Annotated in this window: 20 protein-coding genes; 14 read left to right on the top strand and 6 right to left on the bottom strand. The window is 69.0% G+C overall.

Features of this window, described 5'->3' with window-relative positions; all coding sequences use genetic code 11:
* Positions 1–20 precede the first annotated feature (20 nt).
* The 5 genes from sucD to mdh all read right to left on the bottom strand — a co-directional run bounded on the left by sucD (position 21) and on the right by mdh (position 5,816).
* Complete coding sequence (gene sucD, locus ACFHYO_RS02950) at positions 21–905, bottom strand: succinate--CoA ligase subunit alpha (protein WP_036701825.1); 885 nt, start codon at positions 903–905, stop codon at positions 21–23.
* 9 nt (positions 906–914) lie between these two features.
* Positions 915–1,409: a hypothetical protein gene (locus tag ACFHYO_RS02945; protein ID WP_394318257.1), complete on the bottom strand. Its 495-nt coding sequence runs from the start codon at positions 1,407–1,409 to the stop codon at positions 915–917.
* A complete protein-coding gene (gene sucC, locus ACFHYO_RS02940; RefSeq protein WP_394318255.1) occupies positions 1,409–2,602 on the bottom strand; it encodes an ADP-forming succinate--CoA ligase subunit beta in 1,194 nt (397 codons plus the stop codon). The genes ACFHYO_RS02945 and sucC overlap by 1 nt, the downstream gene beginning before the upstream one ends.
* 157 nt (positions 2,603–2,759) lie before the next feature.
* Positions 2,760–4,685, bottom strand: a complete 1,926-nt coding sequence (locus tag ACFHYO_RS02935) for a calcium-binding protein (protein WP_394318253.1) — start codon at positions 4,683–4,685, stop codon at positions 2,760–2,762.
* Between the two features lie 168 nt (positions 4,686–4,853).
* A complete protein-coding gene (gene mdh / locus ACFHYO_RS02930) occupies positions 4,854–5,816 on the bottom strand; it encodes a malate dehydrogenase (RefSeq protein ID WP_394318251.1) in 963 nt (320 codons plus the stop codon).
* Between the two features lie 171 nt (positions 5,817–5,987).
* Between mdh and ACFHYO_RS02925 the strand changes: the two genes are divergently transcribed.
* Positions 5,988–6,737 carry a sulfite exporter TauE/SafE family protein gene (locus tag ACFHYO_RS02925; RefSeq protein ID WP_394318249.1) on the top strand — a complete coding sequence of 250 codons (750 nt, stop codon included), beginning with the start codon at positions 5,988–5,990 and terminating at the stop codon, positions 6,735–6,737.
* Positions 6,738–6,801: 64 nt separating this feature from the next.
* Here the strand turns inward: ACFHYO_RS02925 and ACFHYO_RS02920 are convergent, their stop codons facing one another.
* Complete coding sequence (locus ACFHYO_RS02920) at positions 6,802–7,356, bottom strand: YciE/YciF ferroxidase family protein (RefSeq protein WP_081972998.1); 555 nt, start codon at positions 7,354–7,356, stop codon at positions 6,802–6,804.
* A gap of 270 nt (positions 7,357–7,626) precedes the next feature.
* Between ACFHYO_RS02920 and ACFHYO_RS02915 the strand changes: the two genes are divergently transcribed.
* The 13 genes from ACFHYO_RS02915 (at position 7,627) to ACFHYO_RS02855 (ending at position 17,442) form a co-directional block, all read left to right on the top strand.
* Complete coding sequence (locus ACFHYO_RS02915; protein ID WP_394318247.1) at positions 7,627–8,466, top strand: HpcH/HpaI aldolase/citrate lyase family protein; 840 nt, start codon at positions 7,627–7,629, stop codon at positions 8,464–8,466.
* Between the two features lie 52 nt (positions 8,467–8,518).
* Complete coding sequence (locus tag ACFHYO_RS02910) at positions 8,519–9,070, top strand: NnrU family protein (RefSeq protein ID WP_394318245.1); 552 nt, start codon at positions 8,519–8,521, stop codon at positions 9,068–9,070.
* A gap of 1 nt (position 9,071) precedes the next feature.
* Positions 9,072–9,278 (top strand): DUF1737 domain-containing protein, encoded by a 207-nt coding sequence (locus tag ACFHYO_RS02905; protein WP_394318243.1) that lies wholly within the window; start codon positions 9,072–9,074, stop codon positions 9,276–9,278.
* Positions 9,275–10,312 carry a MaoC family dehydratase gene (locus tag ACFHYO_RS02900; protein ID WP_394318241.1) on the top strand — a complete coding sequence of 346 codons (1,038 nt, stop codon included), beginning with the start codon at positions 9,275–9,277 and terminating at the stop codon, positions 10,310–10,312. The genes ACFHYO_RS02905 and ACFHYO_RS02900 overlap by 4 nt, the downstream gene beginning before the upstream one ends.
* 8 nt (positions 10,313–10,320) lie before the next feature.
* A complete protein-coding gene (locus tag ACFHYO_RS02895; protein WP_394318239.1) occupies positions 10,321–10,920 on the top strand; it encodes a hypothetical protein in 600 nt (199 codons plus the stop codon).
* Positions 10,899–11,801: an endonuclease/exonuclease/phosphatase family protein gene (locus ACFHYO_RS02890; RefSeq protein WP_394318237.1), complete on the top strand. Its 903-nt coding sequence runs from the start codon at positions 10,899–10,901 to the stop codon at positions 11,799–11,801. Before ACFHYO_RS02895 ends, ACFHYO_RS02890 begins: the two co-directional genes overlap by 22 nt.
* A gap of 168 nt (positions 11,802–11,969) precedes the next feature.
* Entirely contained in the window at positions 11,970–12,359 is a 390-nt protein-coding gene (gene sdhC / locus ACFHYO_RS02885) for a succinate dehydrogenase, cytochrome b556 subunit (RefSeq protein WP_036707824.1), read from the top strand.
* Positions 12,360–12,372: 13 nt separating this feature from the next.
* Positions 12,373–12,789: a succinate dehydrogenase, hydrophobic membrane anchor protein gene (locus ACFHYO_RS02880; protein WP_052174844.1), complete on the top strand. Its 417-nt coding sequence runs from the start codon at positions 12,373–12,375 to the stop codon at positions 12,787–12,789.
* An 11-nt stretch (positions 12,790–12,800) separates the two neighbouring features.
* Complete coding sequence (gene sdhA, locus ACFHYO_RS02875) at positions 12,801–14,603, top strand: succinate dehydrogenase flavoprotein subunit (RefSeq protein ID WP_036702142.1); 1,803 nt, start codon at positions 12,801–12,803, stop codon at positions 14,601–14,603.
* Positions 14,603–15,007 carry a hypothetical protein gene (locus tag ACFHYO_RS02870; protein WP_036702140.1) on the top strand — a complete coding sequence of 135 codons (405 nt, stop codon included), beginning with the start codon at positions 14,603–14,605 and terminating at the stop codon, positions 15,005–15,007. The genes sdhA and ACFHYO_RS02870 overlap by 1 nt, the downstream gene beginning before the upstream one ends.
* A gap of 2 nt (positions 15,008–15,009) precedes the next feature.
* Positions 15,010–15,330: a hypothetical protein gene (locus ACFHYO_RS02865; RefSeq protein ID WP_394318234.1), complete on the top strand. Its 321-nt coding sequence runs from the start codon at positions 15,010–15,012 to the stop codon at positions 15,328–15,330.
* The gene (locus tag ACFHYO_RS02860; protein WP_394318232.1) at positions 15,327–16,211 is read left to right on the top strand and encodes a polysaccharide pyruvyl transferase family protein; all 885 of its coding nucleotides are present in this window, start codon (positions 15,327–15,329) and stop codon (positions 16,209–16,211) included. The genes ACFHYO_RS02865 and ACFHYO_RS02860 overlap by 4 nt, the downstream gene beginning before the upstream one ends.
* 13 nt (positions 16,212–16,224) lie before the next feature.
* Entirely contained in the window at positions 16,225–17,442 is a 1,218-nt protein-coding gene (locus ACFHYO_RS02855) for a glycosyltransferase family 2 protein (RefSeq protein WP_394318230.1), read from the top strand.
* The last annotated feature ends 1 nt before the right edge of the window (position 17,443 follow it).

The raw sequence follows: 17,443 nt of genomic DNA, 5'->3' as shown, positions 1-17,443 counted from the left end.
GGCGCATTCTCCAACAGGCGTTACTTGCCCATCGCCTTCATCACCGCCTCGCCCAGGTGGGCCGGGCTGTCGGCGACCACGATCCCCGCCTCTTTCATGGCGTTGATCTTCGATTCCGCGTCACCCTTGCCGCCCGAGACGATGGCGCCGGCATGGCCCATGCGGCGGCCGGGGGGGGCGGTGCGCCCGGCGATGAAGCCGGCAGTGGGCTTCCAGCGGCCGCGCTTCTTCTCGTCGGCCAGGAACTGCGCCGCCTCTTCCTCGGCCGCGCCGCCGATCTCGCCGATCATGATGATCGCGTCGGTCTCGTCGTCGGCCAGGAACATCTCGAGCACGTCGATATGCTCCATCCCCTTGATCGGGTCGCCGCCGATGCCGACCGCCGAGGACTGGCCGAGGCCCACGTCCGAGGTCTGCTTGACCGCCTCATAGGTCAGCGTGCCCGAGCGCGAGACGACGCCCACGCGGCCGCGCTGGAAGATCGAGCCGGGCATGATGCCGATCTTGCATTCATCGGGGGTCATGATGCCGGGGCAGTTCGGCCCGATCAGCCGCGACTGCGACCCCTCGAGGGCGCGCTTCACCTTCATCATGTCGAGGACCGGGATGCCCTCGGTGATGCAGACGATCAGCGGGATCTCGGCGTCGATGGCCTCGAGGATCGAGTCGGCCGCGAAGGGCGGCGGGACATAGATCACCGATGCGTTGGCGCCGGTCTTTTCGACGGCCTCGTGGACCGAGTCGAACACCGGCAGGTTCAGGTGCGTGGTGCCGCCCTTGCCGGGCGTGACGCCGCCGACCATCTGCGTGCCGTACGCGATCGCCTGCTCGGTGTGGAAGGTCCCCTGCGAGCCGGTGATGCCCTGGGTGATGACCTTGGTGGTCTTGTCGACGAGAATGGCCATGTGAGGCTCCTAGCGTTTGGGCGCGCCGGCGACGACTGCAGCGCCGCGGACAATGCCCAGATCGATGTGATTGATGGTGCCGATGATGATCGGCGTGCCCTTGTAGACCCCCCGCCAGCGGCTGCGGTCCTTGCCCTGTTCGACCTGCACAGCCTTGCTGTTGTCGATCCAGGGCTGGACGAGCTGACGCGCCTCGGCGGGGGTCATCTGGCTCACGAGAATGGCGCAGGCGTCCTTGTCGCTGCCCACGGTGGTGAAGAGAACCACCACGCGCGGGCTGAACTTGGTGTAGATGCGCGCCGTCCCGTCGGCTTCCTCCATGCGGAAGCCGCGGGACTTGAGCGCATCGGCCGTGGCGCGGGTGTTCGGCATGGTCTGCGCGCAGACGCCGGCCGCCTCGCTGGCGGCTGCCAGCATCTCGGCCTTGCTGGGCGGGGCCGCCACCGCAGCCGAAGCCGCAGCGACGGCGAGCGCCAGCCCGGCGAGAGCGGCCCGGACCCGCATCAGCCCTTCACCGCCTTGACGATCTTCTGCGCGGCGTCCGACAGGTCGTCGGCGGCGATCACGTCAAGGCCGCTTTCGTTGATGATCTTCTTGCCCAGATCGACGTTGGTGCCTTCCAGACGCACGACCAGCGGCACCTTGAGGCCCACTTCCTTCACCGCGGCGATGATGCCCTCGGCGATGATGTCGCAGCGCATGATGCCGCCGAAGATATTGACGAGGATGCCTTTGACGTTCGGGTCCGAGGTGATGATCTTGAACGCCTCGGTGACCTTTTCCTTGGTCGCCCCGCCGCCCACGTCGAGGAAGTTCGCAGGCTCGGCGCCATAGAGCTTGATGATGTCCATCGTGGCCATCGCCAGGCCCGCGCCGTTCACCATGCAGCCGATCTCGCCGTCGAGCGCGATGTAGTTCAGGTCGAACTTCGACGCCGCCAGCTCCTTGGGGTCTTCCTCGGTCTCGTCACGCAGCGCCATGATGTCGGCGTGGCGATAGAGCGCGTTGTTGTCGAAGCCCATCTTGGCGTCCAGCGCCTTGATGTTGCCCTCGGTGGTGACGATCAGCGGGTTGATCTCGAGCATCTCCATGTCCTTGGCGACAAAGAGACGATAGAGGTCCTTGACCAGCTTGACGCACTGCTTGACTTGCTGGCCCTCGAGGCCGAGCGCGAAGGCCACCCGGCGGCCGTGGAAGTCCGACAGGCCCGAGGCCGGGTCGACGCTGAACGAGACGATCTTCTCGGGGGTGGAGGCCGCGACCTCCTCGATGTCCATGCCGCCCTCGGTCGAGGCGACGAAGCTGATCCGCGAGGTGCCGCGATCGACCAGCAGCGCGAGGTAGAGCTCGCGCGCGATGTCGCTGCCGTCCTCGATGTAGACGCGGTTCACCTGCTTGCCGGCCGGGCCGGTCTGGTGGGTGACGAGGGTGCGGCCCAGCATCTGGCGGGCGAGCTCCTCGGCTTCCTCGACCGACTTGGCCAGCCGCACGCCGCCCTTGTCGCCGGCCTCGGCTTCCTTGAACTTGCCCTTGCCGCGGCCGCCGGCGTGGATCTGGGACTTGACGACCCACAGCGGGCCGTCCAGTTCGCTCGCCGCACGCTTGGCCTCGTCGGCCTTCAGCACCACGCGGCCGTCCGACACGGGCACGCCGTAGTCCTTGAGCAGCGCCTTGGCCTGGTATTCGTGGATGTTCATCACGGACCTCGCAGGGGAAAATGTCACCGCCCGCTCTGGCAGATCGGGCGGCGGAATCAAGGGGGGTGAGGGGCGTTAGCGGCATCATCCCGCCAAACGCGATTGATGTGATCACACGTCCGAAACGTGTGATCACATCGGCGACTCGGGGGCAGCCTCAGGTGAAGATGAAGTCGCTGGCGTCCACCATGCTGCGGTCGATCCCGACGAGGGTGATGGTCGTGCCCCCGCCCCAGCTGATCACCGCGCCCTCGGCGCTGTTGTAGACCGCGAGGTCGCGGAAGCCGGTGGTCGGGCCGCCGATCTCGATCCGGTCGAGGCCGTTCTGGAAGTCGGTGACCCGGTCGTTGCCGTCCCAGTTGGCGAAGACGAAGCGGTCGCTGCCGCTGCCCCCGGTCAGCACGTCGCTGCCGCCCCGCCCGACGAGCGTGTCGTTGCCCACCGCGCCGTTCAGCACGTTCGCCGCGGCATTGCCGCGGATGATGTCGCTGCCGCTGCCGCCGGTGATGTTCTCGACCCCGCCCAGCGTGTCGGTGCCCTGGCCGGTGGCGGTGGTTCGCACGATGTCCACGTCCACCGCCGCGCTGCCCTCGAACAGGATCACGTCCGCGTCGGCGCCGCCGTGGAAGAAGTCGTTGCCGGCCCCGCCGATGAGCGTGTCGTTGCCGCCCCCGCCATAGAGCTGGTCGTTGCCCGCCCCGCCGTTGAGGACGTTGCCGACCGTGCTGCCGAAGAAGCGGTCGTTGCCCGAGCCGCCGAGCAGGTTCTCGATCCCCGACAGCACGTCGGCGCCCTGCCAGGTGTTCTGCGGCCCGGTGATGCCCAGATAGACGCGCGCGGGCAGGCTGCCGGTGTAATCCGCCGTGTCGATCCCCGCGCCGCCGATCAGGCTGTCATTGCCCTGACCCCCGACGAGCGTGTCGTTCCCCGCCCCGCCGTCGAGCGTGTCGTTGCCGGCCAGCCCGATCACCCGGTTGTCGTTCGACCCGGCGGTCAGCCGGTCGTGGCCCGCGGTCCCGGTCAGCACCGGCGCATCCGACACGACCGAGAGCGTGTAGCCGCCCCAGCCCGAGGTGGACGAGTTGGAATGCGAGTCGAGATAGACCGGACCCGAGCTCGTCGCCTTCCACTCGATCGTGACCGAGCCGGTCCCGTAGGTGTAGTCGTACTTGATCGCGTTGCCGCTGGCGTCGCGCAGGACCAGCTCCTTGCTGCCCAGCGCATTGGCCGAACCGTCACCGCTCAGGGTGAAGGTGTAGGTGGTTCCGGCGACCGCGTCGAACCGCGTCCAGTCGGCGTCGCCGCGCGCGTCGATCTGGCCCGCGATCGAGGTTCCGTCGCGCAGGCTGCTGGTGGTCGAGGTGTCGGCCAGCACCCGGTCGGTCAGCCGCGCGTCGATGCGGAAACTGCCCTCGGCGGCGCTGTCCGAGCTGCCGTCCGCGACGACGAGATAATAGGCGCCGGTATAGCTCGCCGTCGCCGCGACCCAGATCGGCCCGCCGCTGTAGGTGTAGTTCGAGGCCACGACGTTGCCATACTGGTCGAGCAGCAGGAAATTGGCGTCGTCGAGGCTGGTCGCGCTGCCGTCGCCCGAGAGGGTGAAGTCCACCCGCTGCCCCGCCGTCAGCATGACCTTGTAGCGGTCGGCATCGCCCGAGGTCTCGAGCGCGCCGGAGGTCATGCCGTTGACGACCACGCCGGTCGTCGAGTTGTCGTTCGGCAGCAGGTCGTTCATCCGCGCCCGGATGACATAGTTGCCCTCGGGCTGGCTGTCCGAGCTGCCGTCGCTGACGGCGATGTAATAGGTCCCCGAGGTCGCGGCCGTGAGCGACAGGACGACCGGGCCGCCGCTGTAGGTGTAGCCCGAGTCGAGCGTCGCCCCGAGCGAGTCGAGGATGTAGAAATTGGCGTCGTCGAGGCTGGTCGCGCTGCCGTCGCCCGAGAACGTGAAGTCATAGGTGCGGCCGGCGACGAGCGTGACGCGCCACCAGTCGCTGTCGCCCGAGGTCTCGAGCGCCGAGGTGAACGCGCCGGTGCCGGTGATGACCGAGGTGGTCGAGGTGTTGCCGGGAATATCTGGCATGGGACCGATCTTTCCGCTGAGGGCCCGGACTGCCGCCGTGGGCCGAGGACTGCGAAAAGAGGTGCGACCAAACGCCTCGTTGGTCAATTGTTAAGTTTGTCTGCGAAACGTCGCAAAAAAGAAGGGCGGCCCCGCGGCCGCCCCCCTCTCGCGTCTCTGGTCCGGCCCTCAGGCCAGCGAGCTGTCGATGCCCTTGCAGGCCTCGACGAGGCCCTTCACCGCGTCGATTGACTTCTGCATCATCGCCTGCTCGTCGTCGTTCATCTCGATCTCGATGACCTTCTCGATGCCGCCGGCGCCGATCACGGTCGGTACGCCGACATACATCCCGTCCAGGCCATAGGCGCCCTTGACGTAGGCCGCGCAGGGCAGGACGCGCTTCTGGTCACGCAGATAGGCTTCGGCCATCTCGATCGCCGAGGTCGCCGGGGCGTAGAAGGCCGAGCCGGTCTTGAGCAGCGCCACGATCTCGGCGCCGCCGTCGCGGGTGCGCTGGACGATCTGGTCAAGCTTGTCCTGCGAGGTCCACCCCATCTTCACCAGGTCCGGCAGCGGGATGCCGGCGACGGTCGAATAGCGGGTCAGCGGCACCATCGTGTCGCCGTGGCCGCCGAGCACGAAGGCGGTGACGTCGCGCATCGAGACGCCGAACTCCTCGGCGAGGAAGTGGCGGAAGCGGGCCGAGTCGAGCACGCCGGCCATCCCCACGACCTTCTCGGCCGGCAGGCCCGAGAACTCGCGCAGCGCCCAGACCATCGCGTCCAACGGGTTGGTGATGCAGATGACGAAGGCGTTCGGCGCGTGGGCCTTGATGCCCTCGCCCACCGACTTCATGACCTTGAGGTTGATCCCCAGCAGGTCATCGCGGCTCATGCCGGGCTTGCGCGGCACGCCGGCGGTCACGATGCAGACGTCGGCGCCGGCGATGTCGGCGTAGTCGTTGGTGCCCTTGAACGACCCGTCGAAGCCCTCGGACGGACCCGATTCCGCGATGTCGAGCGCCTTGCCCTGCGGGGTGCCTTCGGCGATGTCGAACAGCACGACGTCGCCAAGCTCCTTGATGGCGGCGAGGTGGGCCAGCGTGCCGCCGATCTGGCCGGCGCCGATGAGGGCGATCTTGGGACGAGCCATGGAGTCCTCCGTAGGGTTGATGGTTGGCGCCGGGACTAGACCCTTGCCCAGGGCCGCGCAAGGGACCAGACCGGACGGCGGGGGCGCTGTTTGCGCTAAAAGATGCGGGGGGCGGGGCAGGGTGAGGACGCGGGGCAAAAGAGGGACGCGCAGGCCGCAGAGGGGCGCGGGGTGGAACTGACGGCGCTGGGATGGGGGCTGCTGGCGCTGGCCTCGGCGCTGGTCGGACTGGCCAAGGGCGGGCTGGCGATGGTCGCCATGCTGGCGGTGCCGATCCTGTCGCTGGTCATGTCGCCGGTGCAGGCGGCGGGCATCCTGCTGCCGATCTACGTCATCTCGGACGTCTTCGGGGTGATCGCCTATCGTCGGCACTATGACCGGCGGGTCGTGGTGCGGCTTCTCCCGGGGGCGATCCTCGGCGTGGGGCTGGGCTGGGCCACGGCCTCGATGGTGGACGACGCGGTGATCGGCGGCCTCGTCGGGGTCATCGGGGCGTCCTTCGCGCTGCTCACGCTGCTCAGGCCGCCGCCCGAGGACGGGGTGCCGGGGAAGGCCGACTGGGGCCGCGGCACCGGCTGGGGTCTGGTCACCGGCTACACGAGCTTCGTCAGCCACTCGGGCGCGCCGCCCTACCAGATCTACGTCCAGCCGCTGCGGCTGGGCAAAGAGACCTATGCCGGGACGAACACCGTGTTCTTCGCCGCTGTGAATGCGGTGAAGCTGGTCCCCTATGCCGCGCTCGGGCAACTCGGCGCGGCCAATCTCGGCAAGGCCGCGGTGATGATCCCGATCGCGGCGGCCAGCGTCTTCGCCGGCGTCTGGCTGGTCCGGCGGGTGCCGCAGGCGTTCTTCTATCGCTTCATCACCTGGGCGCTGCTGGCGGTGTCGCTCAAGCTCATCGCGGACGTGTTCCGCGGATGAAAAAGACCGGGGCGGCTGGGCGCCGCCCCGGTCGTCTTCGTCCTACTGCGCAGGCGGCGGACGATCAGGCGTCGTCGTCCTCGTCCTCGTCCGAGTCGTCCTCGTCGCGCGCGTCGGCGGTGTCGCCGGCCGCGGCGGGGTTGGCGGTGTCCTCGGCAATCTCGCTCAGCGTGTCGTCGGCCGCTTCCTCCTGCTCGAGGATCTCTTCGAGCAGGCTTGCCACCTCGTCATGGCCCAAGAGCTCGGCATAGGCGCGCAGGCTGCCGTAGCGGGCGATCTCGTAGTGCTCGACCGCCTGGCAGGAAAAGATGATCGCCGCATCGCCCGAAGGCGTGCCGCCGAAATCCGACAGCAGCGAATCGCCTTCCTTGAGGATGCCCTCGATGGCGTCGCACTTCTCGCCCTTGGCGGCCTGGCCCATCGCCTCGAAGGCGGATTCGAGCTTGGTGATCTGCTCGCCGGTCTCGGCGAGGTGGTTCTCGAGCGCGTCGCGCAGCGCCTCGTCTGAGGCAGCCTCGATCATCTTCGGCAGCGCCTTCTGGATCTTGCCTTCGGCGTAATACATGTCCTTGAGGCCGTGGATCAGCAGGTCCTCGAGACCCTTCTGTTCGGTTGCCATCGTTTCTCTCCGTCCGTGGGGTGGGCGCCGGGCAGCGGGCGCACCGGGGAACACGGACCCCGACCGGGAGGTTGCGCCGACAAGCAAATGACGCCGCCGTTTTTCGCCCAGACACGCCCGCCGGGCCCTCGGTGGCGCGGAAAGCGGCAGGGCGATGCCGCGGCGCGGCGTCACGGGGGCCGGCGCGGGGCGGTTCGGGGTTGCCGAAAGCTCCGGAAACGGGCACTCAGGCGCAACATTGCTGCGTCTGCATCCACGAAAGGTCGTCCCATGTCGCGCCCCTACCGCTCGGTCCTCTACATCCCCGGCTCGAACGAACGGGCGCTGGAGAAGGCGCGCGGGCTGGCCGCCGACGCGATCATCTTCGACCTCGAGGATGCCGTCGCCCCGGCCGAAAAGCCCGCCGCCCGCGCCACGCTCAAGGCGGCGCTGGCCGAGGACTACGGCCCCCGCGCGCGGATCGTGCGGATCAACGGGCTCGACACCGAGTGGGGGCGCGACGATGCCGCGGCCTTCGCCACCGGCGCCGATGCGGTGCTGGTGCCCAAGGTCTCGACCCCCGCCGACCTCGACGCGGTGGCGGCGCTGACCGGTGACACGCCGCTGTGGGCGATGATGGAAACGGCGCTCGGGATGCTCAACGCCGCTGCCATCGCCGCCCACCCCCGGCTCGAGGGGATGGTGATGGGCACCAACGACCTCGCCAAGGAACTGGGCAGCCGCAACCGGCCCGACCGGCTGGCGATGCAGACCGGGCTCGGGCTCTGCCTGCTGGCGGCCCGGGCGCATGGCCGGGTGATCGTCGACGGCGTGTTCAACGCCTTCAAGGACGAGGAGGGGCTCAGGGCCGAGTGCGAACAGGGCCGCGACATGGGCTTCGACGGCAAGACCCTGATCCATCCCGCCCAGCTCGAGATCGCCAACGCCGCCTTTGCCCCCGCCGAGGAGGAGGTGGCGCTTGCCCGCCGCCAGATCGAGGCGTTCGAGGCCGCACTCGCCGAAGGCAAGGCCGTGGCCGTGGTGGACGGGCGGATCGTCGAGAACCTGCACGTCGAGACGGCGAAGAAGACCCTCGCCCGGGCCGAGGCGATTGCGGCGATGGCCGGCTGAGGGCAGGGTGCCCCCGACCTGCGCGCGAAACCGCACGAGAGAGAGGTGAACGATGGTCCTGCTGGTTCTGGGCGTCCTGCTGTGGTCCTTTGCCCATCTCGCCAAGCGCGTGTTCCCCGGCTTCCACCGCGCCATGGGCGGGTCGGAAAAGCCGATGGTCGCGGGGATGCTGGTCCTGTCCATCGTGCTGATGGTGATCGGCTACCGCGCCGCCGACCAGGTGATCTGGTGGGCCGCGACGCCGATGCTCAAGGGCATCAACAACCTGCTGGTGCTGGTCGCGTTCTACCTGTTCGCGGCGTCGGGTTCCAAGTCAAGGCTGGGCGTGCGGATGCGCCACCCGCAGCTCATCGGCTTTTCGCTCTGGGCGGTCGCGCATCTGCTGACCAACGGCGACCTGCCGTCGATGGTGCTGTTCGGCGGCCTGCTGGTCTGGGCGCTGGCCGAGATCGTCATCATCAACCGCACCGCGCCGTACTGGACGCCGCCCGCCCATCCCATCCCGATCCGCAAGGAATGGACGACCGCCGCCGCGACGCTCGTCGTCTATCTGGTCGTCGGCTTCATCCACGGCTGGATCGGCCCCAACCCGTTCGGAGCCTGAGATGCCCGTGATCTACCGCCTGCTGACCGAGGACGACACCGCCGCCTTCTGCCACAAGGTCAGCCTCGCGCTCAGCCGCGGCTGGGTGCTGCACGGCTCACCCAGCCTCGCGTTCGACAGCGCGCGCGGCGTGATGCGCTGTGCGCAGGCCGTGACCAAGGAGGTCGCGGCCGACTATACCCCCGACATGAAACTGGGCGAGCAATGACGACCAAGACCAATCCCGGCCGCTTCTTCGAGGACTACCGCGTGGGCGAGGTGATCCGCCACGCCGTCCCCCGCACCATCGCCGAGGGCGAGCGGGCGCTCTATCACGCGCTCTATCCGGCGCGGGGGGCGCTTTATTCCTCGGACATGTTCGCGGCCGACTGCGGGCTCGAGGGCAGCCCGCTCGACGATCTGATCGTGTTCCACACGGTCTTCGGCAAGACGGTGCCCGACATCAGCCTGAACGCGGTGGCGAACCTCGGCTATGCCGAGGGGCGCTGGCTCAAGCCGGTCTATGCCGGCGACACGCTCAGGGCGGAATCCGAGGTGATCGGGCTCAGGCCGAACTCGAACGGAACCTCGGGCGTGGTCTGGGTGCGAACCACGGGCTATGACCAGACCGACCAGCCGGTGCTGAGCTATGTGCGCTGGGTCATGGTCCGCAAGCGCGACAGCGCCGCCCCGGCGGGCGAGACCGTGGTGCCCGACCTCGCCGCCGTGGTGGACCCCGGCGCGCTGGTGATCCCCGAGGGGCTGAGCTTCGAAAGCTATGACTTCACCCTGGCGGGTGAGCCGCACCGCTGGGGCGACTATGCCGTGAGCGAGGTCATCGACCACGTCGACGCGGTGACGGTCGAAGAGGCCGAGCACATGCTCGCAACCCGGCTCTGGCAGAACACCGCCAAGGTGCATTTCGACGCCACCTTCCGCGAGGACGGGCGCCGGCTCATCTATGGCGGACACGTCATCAGCCTCGCGCGGGCGCTCAGCTTCAACGGGCTGGCCAACGCGCAGATGATCGTGGCGCTGAACGGCGGCGCGCACGCGAACCCGTGCTTTGCCGGCGACACGGTGCGGGCCTGGTCCGAGGTGCTCGACCGCGCCGAGACCTCGGTGCCCGGCGTGGGCGCGCTGCGGCTGCGGCTGGTCGCGCACAAGGGCGCGCCGGGCGACACGACGCTGAAGGGCGCGGACGGCAAATACGCGCCGCACGTGCTGCTGGATCTCGATTACTGGGCGCTGGTGCCGCAATGAATGAAACCGTGACCGAGTCCGCTGCCCCCAAGCTGCACATGCCGCGTGCCGAGGCCGAGGCGGTCCGCACGGCCTATCGGACCGCGCGGGCGATCGTCGAATACGGCACCGGCGGCTCGACCCTGTTTGCCAGCGCTGAGTCTCAGGCGACGCTGCTGGGGATCGAGAGCGACGCCGGCTGGCTTGAGAAACTCGAGGGCTGGCTGGGCGAGGCGGGCGGCCGGCGCGAGGGGATCACCCTGCGGCACATCGATGTCGGCCCGGTCGGCGGCTGGGGCGTCCCAAAGGACTGCTCGGGCTATCGCAACTACCCGGCCTATGCGCTCTCGCCGTGGGTCGATCCGGTCCCTGGGATGGGCGCGCCCGATCTAGTGTTCATCGACGGGCGGTTCCGCCTCGCCTGCTTTGCCGCAACGCTGGTGAACATCACGGCACCGGTCACGGTGCTGTGGGACGATTACCAGGGCCGGCCCGGCTATCACGCGGCCGAGGCGTTCGCCGGCAAGCCCGAGATGATCGGCCGGATGGCGCTGTTCGAGTTGAAGCCGCGCCAGTTCAGCGGGGCCGAGATCAGCCGGATCATCCCGTGGTTCGTGATCCCGCGGTAAGACGCGGCTGGCTGGCGGGGCTGGCGCTCGGCCTCGCGCTCGCCCTGCTCGCCGCCACCTATGCCGGGCCGCTGCACCCGCTGGGCGACTCGCTCGCGGTCGGGCGGCCGCTGCTGGCGGGGGTGCTGCTAGCCGTGGGGCTCGCGTTGCGGGGGCGGGCGGGCTGGATCGTCGCCGGGGCAGGGGCGCTGGCGCTGGCGCCGATGCTGTGGGCGGCGCGGCCGCTGCCGGTGCCCGACGCCCCGCCGGCGCTGGTCGTCTATCAGAAGAACCTGCGCTTCACCCTCGCCGACCCGGCCCCCATCGCCGCCGACATCCGCGCGAGCGGCGCCGACGTCGCGCTGCTGCAGGAGGTGAGCGACCGCAACCTGCACGTGGCGGCGGCGCTTGCCGACGCCTATCCGCATCAGGCCGTTTGCGCCCCCCATCCCGTGGGCGCGGTGGCGGTGCTGTCGCGCTGGCCTTTCGAGGGGGGCGAGGTCTGCGACGTGGCCCCCGGCATGGTGGCCGCGCGCATCCTGTCGCCCGCCGGGCCGGTCACGGTGGTCTCGCTGCACCTGCACTGGCCGTGGCCCTTCGGCCTGCGCGGTCATCTTGAGCGGATCCTGCCGCGGCTCGCCGAGTTGCCCCGGCCGGTGATCGTCGGCGGCGACTTCAACGCCGTGCCCGGCTCGCAGACCGTGCGCCGGGTGGCCGAGGCGACCGGCACACGCCGCGCCGGGCCGCTGCGGCCGTCGTTCTATCTCAAGGGGTTGCTGCCGATCACCATCGACCACGTGCTCGTCCCCGAAGGCGCCGCCGCCGCCACCGCGATGCGGCCGCTGCTCGGCTCGGACCACCGCGGGCAGCGGGCGGTTGTGCAGTTGCAGCAAGGCTTGTGATCACACGCCACGCCCGCGTGATCACAGCGGGCGCTAACATCGCGGCGCGCACGCGGAGTCTGGAAGAATTGCGTGACTCGTGCCAGAGGGGGGGCCAGAACGCCTCAACCTCACGCCAGCCGCGCGCCAGCCTGACCGGGCGCGCCGCCTTTCGTCACAGGAGCGCACATGGGTGACATTCCGCGCGGCAACCGCCCGCTTTCCCCGCATCTGAGCGTCTATCGCCTGCCGATGGCGGCGATCACCTCGATCATGACCCGCATCACCGGGCAGGTCATGCTGGCGGGGCTGCTGCTCATCGTCTGGTGGCTGGTCGCGGCCGCCGCCGGGCCGCGCGCCTTCGCGCAGGCCGACTGGGTTGTGCGGTCGTGGCTGGGGTATCTGGTGCTGCTCGGCTCGCTCTGGGCGCTGTGGTACCACTTCCTCGCCGGCATCCGGCACTTCTTCTATGACGCGGGGCTGCTGCTCAACCGGCAGGACGCCCACCAGGTCAGTTGGTTCATCATCGTCGGTTCCGTGGTGCTCACGGTCCTGACGCTCATCCTGTTCGTGTTCTGAGGGGACAGCCACCATGCGTTTCGTGACCCCCCGCAAGGCAGCCCGCGGCCTCGGCGCCGCCGGCCCCGGCTCGGCCACCGCCCATCACTGGTCGATGACCGTCAGCTCGGTCGCCCTGATGCTGCTGACGCCGGCCTTCATCTTCGTCATCGCCACCGCCATCGGCCTGCCGCACGGCGGCGTGGTGGCGTATTTCTCGCGCCCCTATCCGGCCATCGTGACGGCGCTGTTCCTGATCGTGGGGATGCTGCACTACGTCAACGGCACCCGGATCATGATCGACGACTACCTCGATCACACCGAGCGCAAGGTCGCGCTGATCGTCGCCCAGCTTCTGGGCTGGGCCGTCATCGCCGCCGCCGTCTATGCGCTGGCGCGGATGGCGTTCTCTCCCATGGTGGCGCCGGTCACCACCATCGTCGTTCACTGAAGGTCGCGCTGATGTCCGCATATCAAACCCAGATTCACGATTATGACGTGGTGGTGGTGGGCGCCGGCGGGGCGGGCTTGCGCGCCACGCTCGGCATGGCCGAGCAGGGCTTCCGCACCGCCTGCGTGACCAAGGTGTTCCCGACCCGCAGCCACACCGTGGCGGCGCAGGGCGGCATCGCCGCCTCGCTCTCGAACATGGGACCCGACAACTGGCAGTGGCACCTCTACGACACCGTCAAGGGCTCGGACTGGCTGGGCGACACCGACGCGATGGAATACCTCGCGCGTGAGGCGCCCAAGGCCGTCTATGAGCTGGAACACTACGGCGTGCCGTTCAGCCGCACCGAAGAGGGCAAGATCTACCAGCGCCCGTTCGGCGGCCACACGACCGAGTTCGGCGAGGGCCCGCCCGTGCAGCGCACCTGCGCCGCGGCCGACCGCACCGGCCACGCGATCCTGCACACGCTCTACGGCCAGAGCCTCAAGGAAAAGGCCGAGTTCTTCATCGAGTACTTCGCCCTTGACCTGATCATCACCGACGGCCGCTGCACCGGCGTCGTGTGCTGGAAGCTCGACGACGGCACCATCCACGTCTTCAACGCCAAGATGGTGGTGCTGGCGACCGGCGGCTATGGCCGCGCCTATTTCAGCGCCACCTCGGCCCACACCTGCACCGGCGACGGCGGCGGGATGGTCGCGCGCGCCGGCCTGCCGCTGCAGGACATGGAGTTCGTGCAGTTCCACCCGACCGGCATCTACGGCTCGGGCTGCCTGATCACCGAGGGCGCGCGCGGCGAGGGCGGCTATCTGACCAACTCGGAAGGCGAGCGGTTCATGGAGCGCTATGCGCCCACCTACAAGGACCTCGCCAGCCGCGACGTGGTCAGCCGCTGCATCACCATCGAGATCCGCGAAGGCCGCGGCGTGGGGGCCGGCAAGGACCACATGCATTTGAACCTGCAGCACTTGCCGCCCGAGGCGCTGCACGAGCGTCTGCCGGGGATCAGCGAAAGCGCCAAGATCTTCGCCGGCGTCGACGTGACCAAGGAGCCGATCCCGATCCTGCCCACGGTCCACTACAACATGGGCGGCATCCCGACGAACTTCTGGGGCGAGGTTCTGGCCCCCGAGCAGGGTGATCCCGACCGGGTGTTCCCGGGCCTGATGGCGGTGGGCGAGGCCGGGTGCGCCTCGGTCCACGGCGCCAACCGGCTGGGGTCGAACTCGCTCATCGACCTCGTGGTGTTCGGTCGCGCCGCGGCGATCCGGGCGGGGCAGGTGATCGACCGCGCGAGCTCGATCCCCGGCACCAACCAGGCCGAGGTGGACCGCGCGCTCGGCCGCTTCGACGCGCTGCGCCATGCCTCGGGCGGCACGCCGACCGCGGTGCTGCGCGACCGGATGCAGCGCACGATGCAGGCCGACGCCGCGGTGTTCCGCACCGACAAGACGCTGGCCGAGGGCGTCGAGAAGATGCGCGAGATCGCCGGCCAGATGGACGACCTCAAGGTCACCGACCGAAGCCTGATCTGGAACAGCGACCTGATGGAGACGCTGGAGCTGACCAACCTCATGCCCAACGCGCTCGCCACCATCGTCGCGGCCGAGGCGCGCAAGGAGAGCCGTGGCGCCCACGCGCACGAGGACTACCCCGAGCGGGATGACGCCAACTGGCGCAAGCATTCGCTTGCGTGGATCGATGGAAATGAGGTCAAACTCGCCTATCGCCCCGTCCATCTCGAGCCGCTGACGGCGCTCGAGGATGGCGGGATCGACCCCAAGAAGATTGCTCCGAAAGCGAGGGTATATTGATGCGTCTCTCCCTTCTCCCCGCGCTGGGGATGGCCGTGGCCCTGTCGGGCTGCGTGATGGCCGTGCCGGCGCCGACGGCCCCACCGCCGGTGACGGTCACCCCCGCGCCGACCGCGCCGGTCGTGGTGACCCCGCGCCCGAACCAGCCGGTGGTAGTGACCCCGCCGGTGCGGACCGTGGACGCAGGCTCGGCCCGGCAGGTCGTCTCGGCCGAGCTGGCCCGCCGCTATCCGGGCCGCAACGTCGGGCCGATGGCCGACTGCGTGATCGCCAACGCGACGATGGCCGAGCAGTCCGAACTGCTGGCCGGCGCCGGCACCCCGCGCGCCAACGACGCGATGGCCGCGATCGTCAAGAAGCCCGCAACCGCGCAGTGCATCGCCCGCGCCGGGGCGCTGGCCTGACCATGGGCGGCGCGCAGCGCATCGGAGCGGCGGCCCTGGGCCTGACGCTGGTGCTGGCCGGGTGCGGTCCGGTGCCGGTGCAGCAGGCCGAGCGCAACTGCCTCGACTCCGCGCGCGCCGCCAAGGGCCCGCGGGGCGAGATCAGCGTCGGCATGGCGACCGACGGCCACCGCGTGCGGCCGCACACCGGAATCTCGCTCTCGGTGTCGTCGGACTATGTGATGGGGCGCGATCCGTCCGAAGTGTTCAAGCGTTGCGTCGTCCGGCAGTCCGGGCAGGTGCCGACGCGGTCGTATGCCGATGTCGTCGCGCAGGGGAGATGAGCCGTGACCGCCATCACCGCGGCATGACCGATGTGACTTTGTCCCGGGCGAGCGATTTTTCAAGCGGCTCGCTGGTCGTTCGCGCGATGCAGGGGCTCGGGCTGTTGCAGCGTCGATCGATGTTCTGGTGGTGGGATCGAGCGATCAACTTCGGAGACTGGATCGGACCGCTCATCTACGAATGGCGGACAGGGGTGCGGCCGTTGTTCCGCTCGGTCGGGGGCCAGGCGCGCGGGCGGTATTTCGTCACCGTGGGCAGTATCCTGCACCTCGGTCACAAACCCGGCTGCGCGGTGGTCTGGGGCTCTGGCAGCCTGAGCGACCAGCATCCAACCTGCATCCCGGCCGAGATTCACGCCGTCCGCGGCCCTGGTACTCGCGCGCTGTTGAGCCGGAACGGGGTTAAATGTCCGGACATCTATGGCGACCCGGGCATCCTCATTGATCGCATCCTCGGCGGGCGGCGGGCCGAACCCGAGCATGACCTGGGCATCATCGCGCACTTCCATGAGGCGGATGCCCTCCCCCGCGAGCTCGCTGCCGACCCCTCGGTGCTGAAGATCGATGTAGCGCGCGACGTGCAGGCCGTGCACTCCGACATCGCGCGCTGTCGCGCAGTGGCGTCGAGCAGCCTGCACGGGTTGGTCGTCGCCCATGCGTTGGGCGTGCCGGCGCTCTGGGTCCGCTTCAAGCCCGGCGCGCACCTGTCCGAGTTCAAGTTCCGCGACTATTTCGCCGGCGTCGGTCACGGGGATTCGCCTGCACCCGTCCTTGTCGCTGGCAGCGTGAGCGCCCGTGACCTCGTGTCGCGCGCCCTCGCGGCGCCACGCCCCGACCTGTTCCGCCCGGCCGAGCGGCTGCTGGCGGCCTGTCCGTTCTGACCGGAGGGCTGTGATGCGCCAACTCAATTCAGGCGAGACGATGCCGGCCGACGCCCTGGATCCCACCGCCGCGATGATCGCCGCCATCCCGCCCGAAGAATGCGCCGCGGTCGCGGGAGAACCCCTCCCCGAGGGGGACCAGCTGACGGCTAGAACCGAAAACCTCAAATCGGGGGCCCGCCCGTCTTCTGTTGGTGAGACGGTGCTCTTCACGTCGGTGCGGAACGAGGCAACGTTCCTGATTGAGTGGATCGCGTATCACAAAGTCATCGGGTTCGAGCGGATCATTGTCTTCGCCAACGCCTCTGACGACGGCACCGAGGCGTTGCTTGAGGCGCTCGCCGCGGCGGGCGAGGTCGAGTATTACTTTCACACCCCGCCCGAGCGGGTCTCGGCCCAGGGCAACGCCGCGCGGATTGCCAAACAGAGGCGGCTGATCCCGGACGGGGCCTGGACGATCTGGCTGGATGCGGACGAGTTCCTGAACGTGCGCGTCGGTGCAGGGATGGTCGGGGACCTGATCGCCCGGCTGGGAGATGCGCAGGGAATCCTGATCAATTGGCGGCTTTTCGGGGATGCGGGCCGGGCGACGTTTGGGGGGCGACATATATCTGCGGCCTTTTCCCGCGCCTCGCTGCGCCGTGAGATGCTCAACACCCAGGTCAAGACGCTGTTTCGCTGGGGCGGCGCCTGCCCGGGGTTTGCGCCGCTCTCATTCCACAGACCGGCCATCGACCCGTCCTCGGCAGGCGACGGGGCGATGTTCCTGAACGGCCGTGGCGGCCCGCTGTCGGACGATCCCGAAAACAGAACGTGGCTTGCGGGCGCGAATAGCCGCAGCAACTGCACCGTTCCGGTCGCTGACAGGGGCCACGCGCTGGCTCAGATCAACCATTACTGCGTCCGCTCGCCCGAGTACTTCCTGCTCAAGCGCCGCCGCGGCAGCGGTACCAACCGTTTCAGGTCGGCCGGTCAGCTTCGGTGGAGGCAGACAAACCAGTTCTACCGCCGCCATAACCGTAACGACGTCGAGGAGACCTCGATCCTGCGCCACGAGGCGGCCACCACCGCCGAAATGGCGCGGCTGCGCGCGCTGCCCGGGGTTGCGACAGCTGAAATCGAAGCCCTCCATCGCACCGCCGCGATGATCGCCGCCATTCCGCCCGAAGAATTCGCCGCGCTTGTCGGCGAACCCCTCCCCAAGGCCGCCGTGCCTCGTTCCGCCACCTGAA

The sequence above is a fragment of the Paracoccus panacisoli genome, from assembly GCF_042435015.1.
In the GTDB taxonomy this organism is placed as follows: domain Bacteria; phylum Pseudomonadota; class Alphaproteobacteria; order Rhodobacterales; family Rhodobacteraceae; genus Paracoccus; species Paracoccus panacisoli.
The sequence above is the reverse complement of the archived record's forward strand: the minus strand, read 5'-3'. Positions and strand labels throughout refer to the sequence as shown.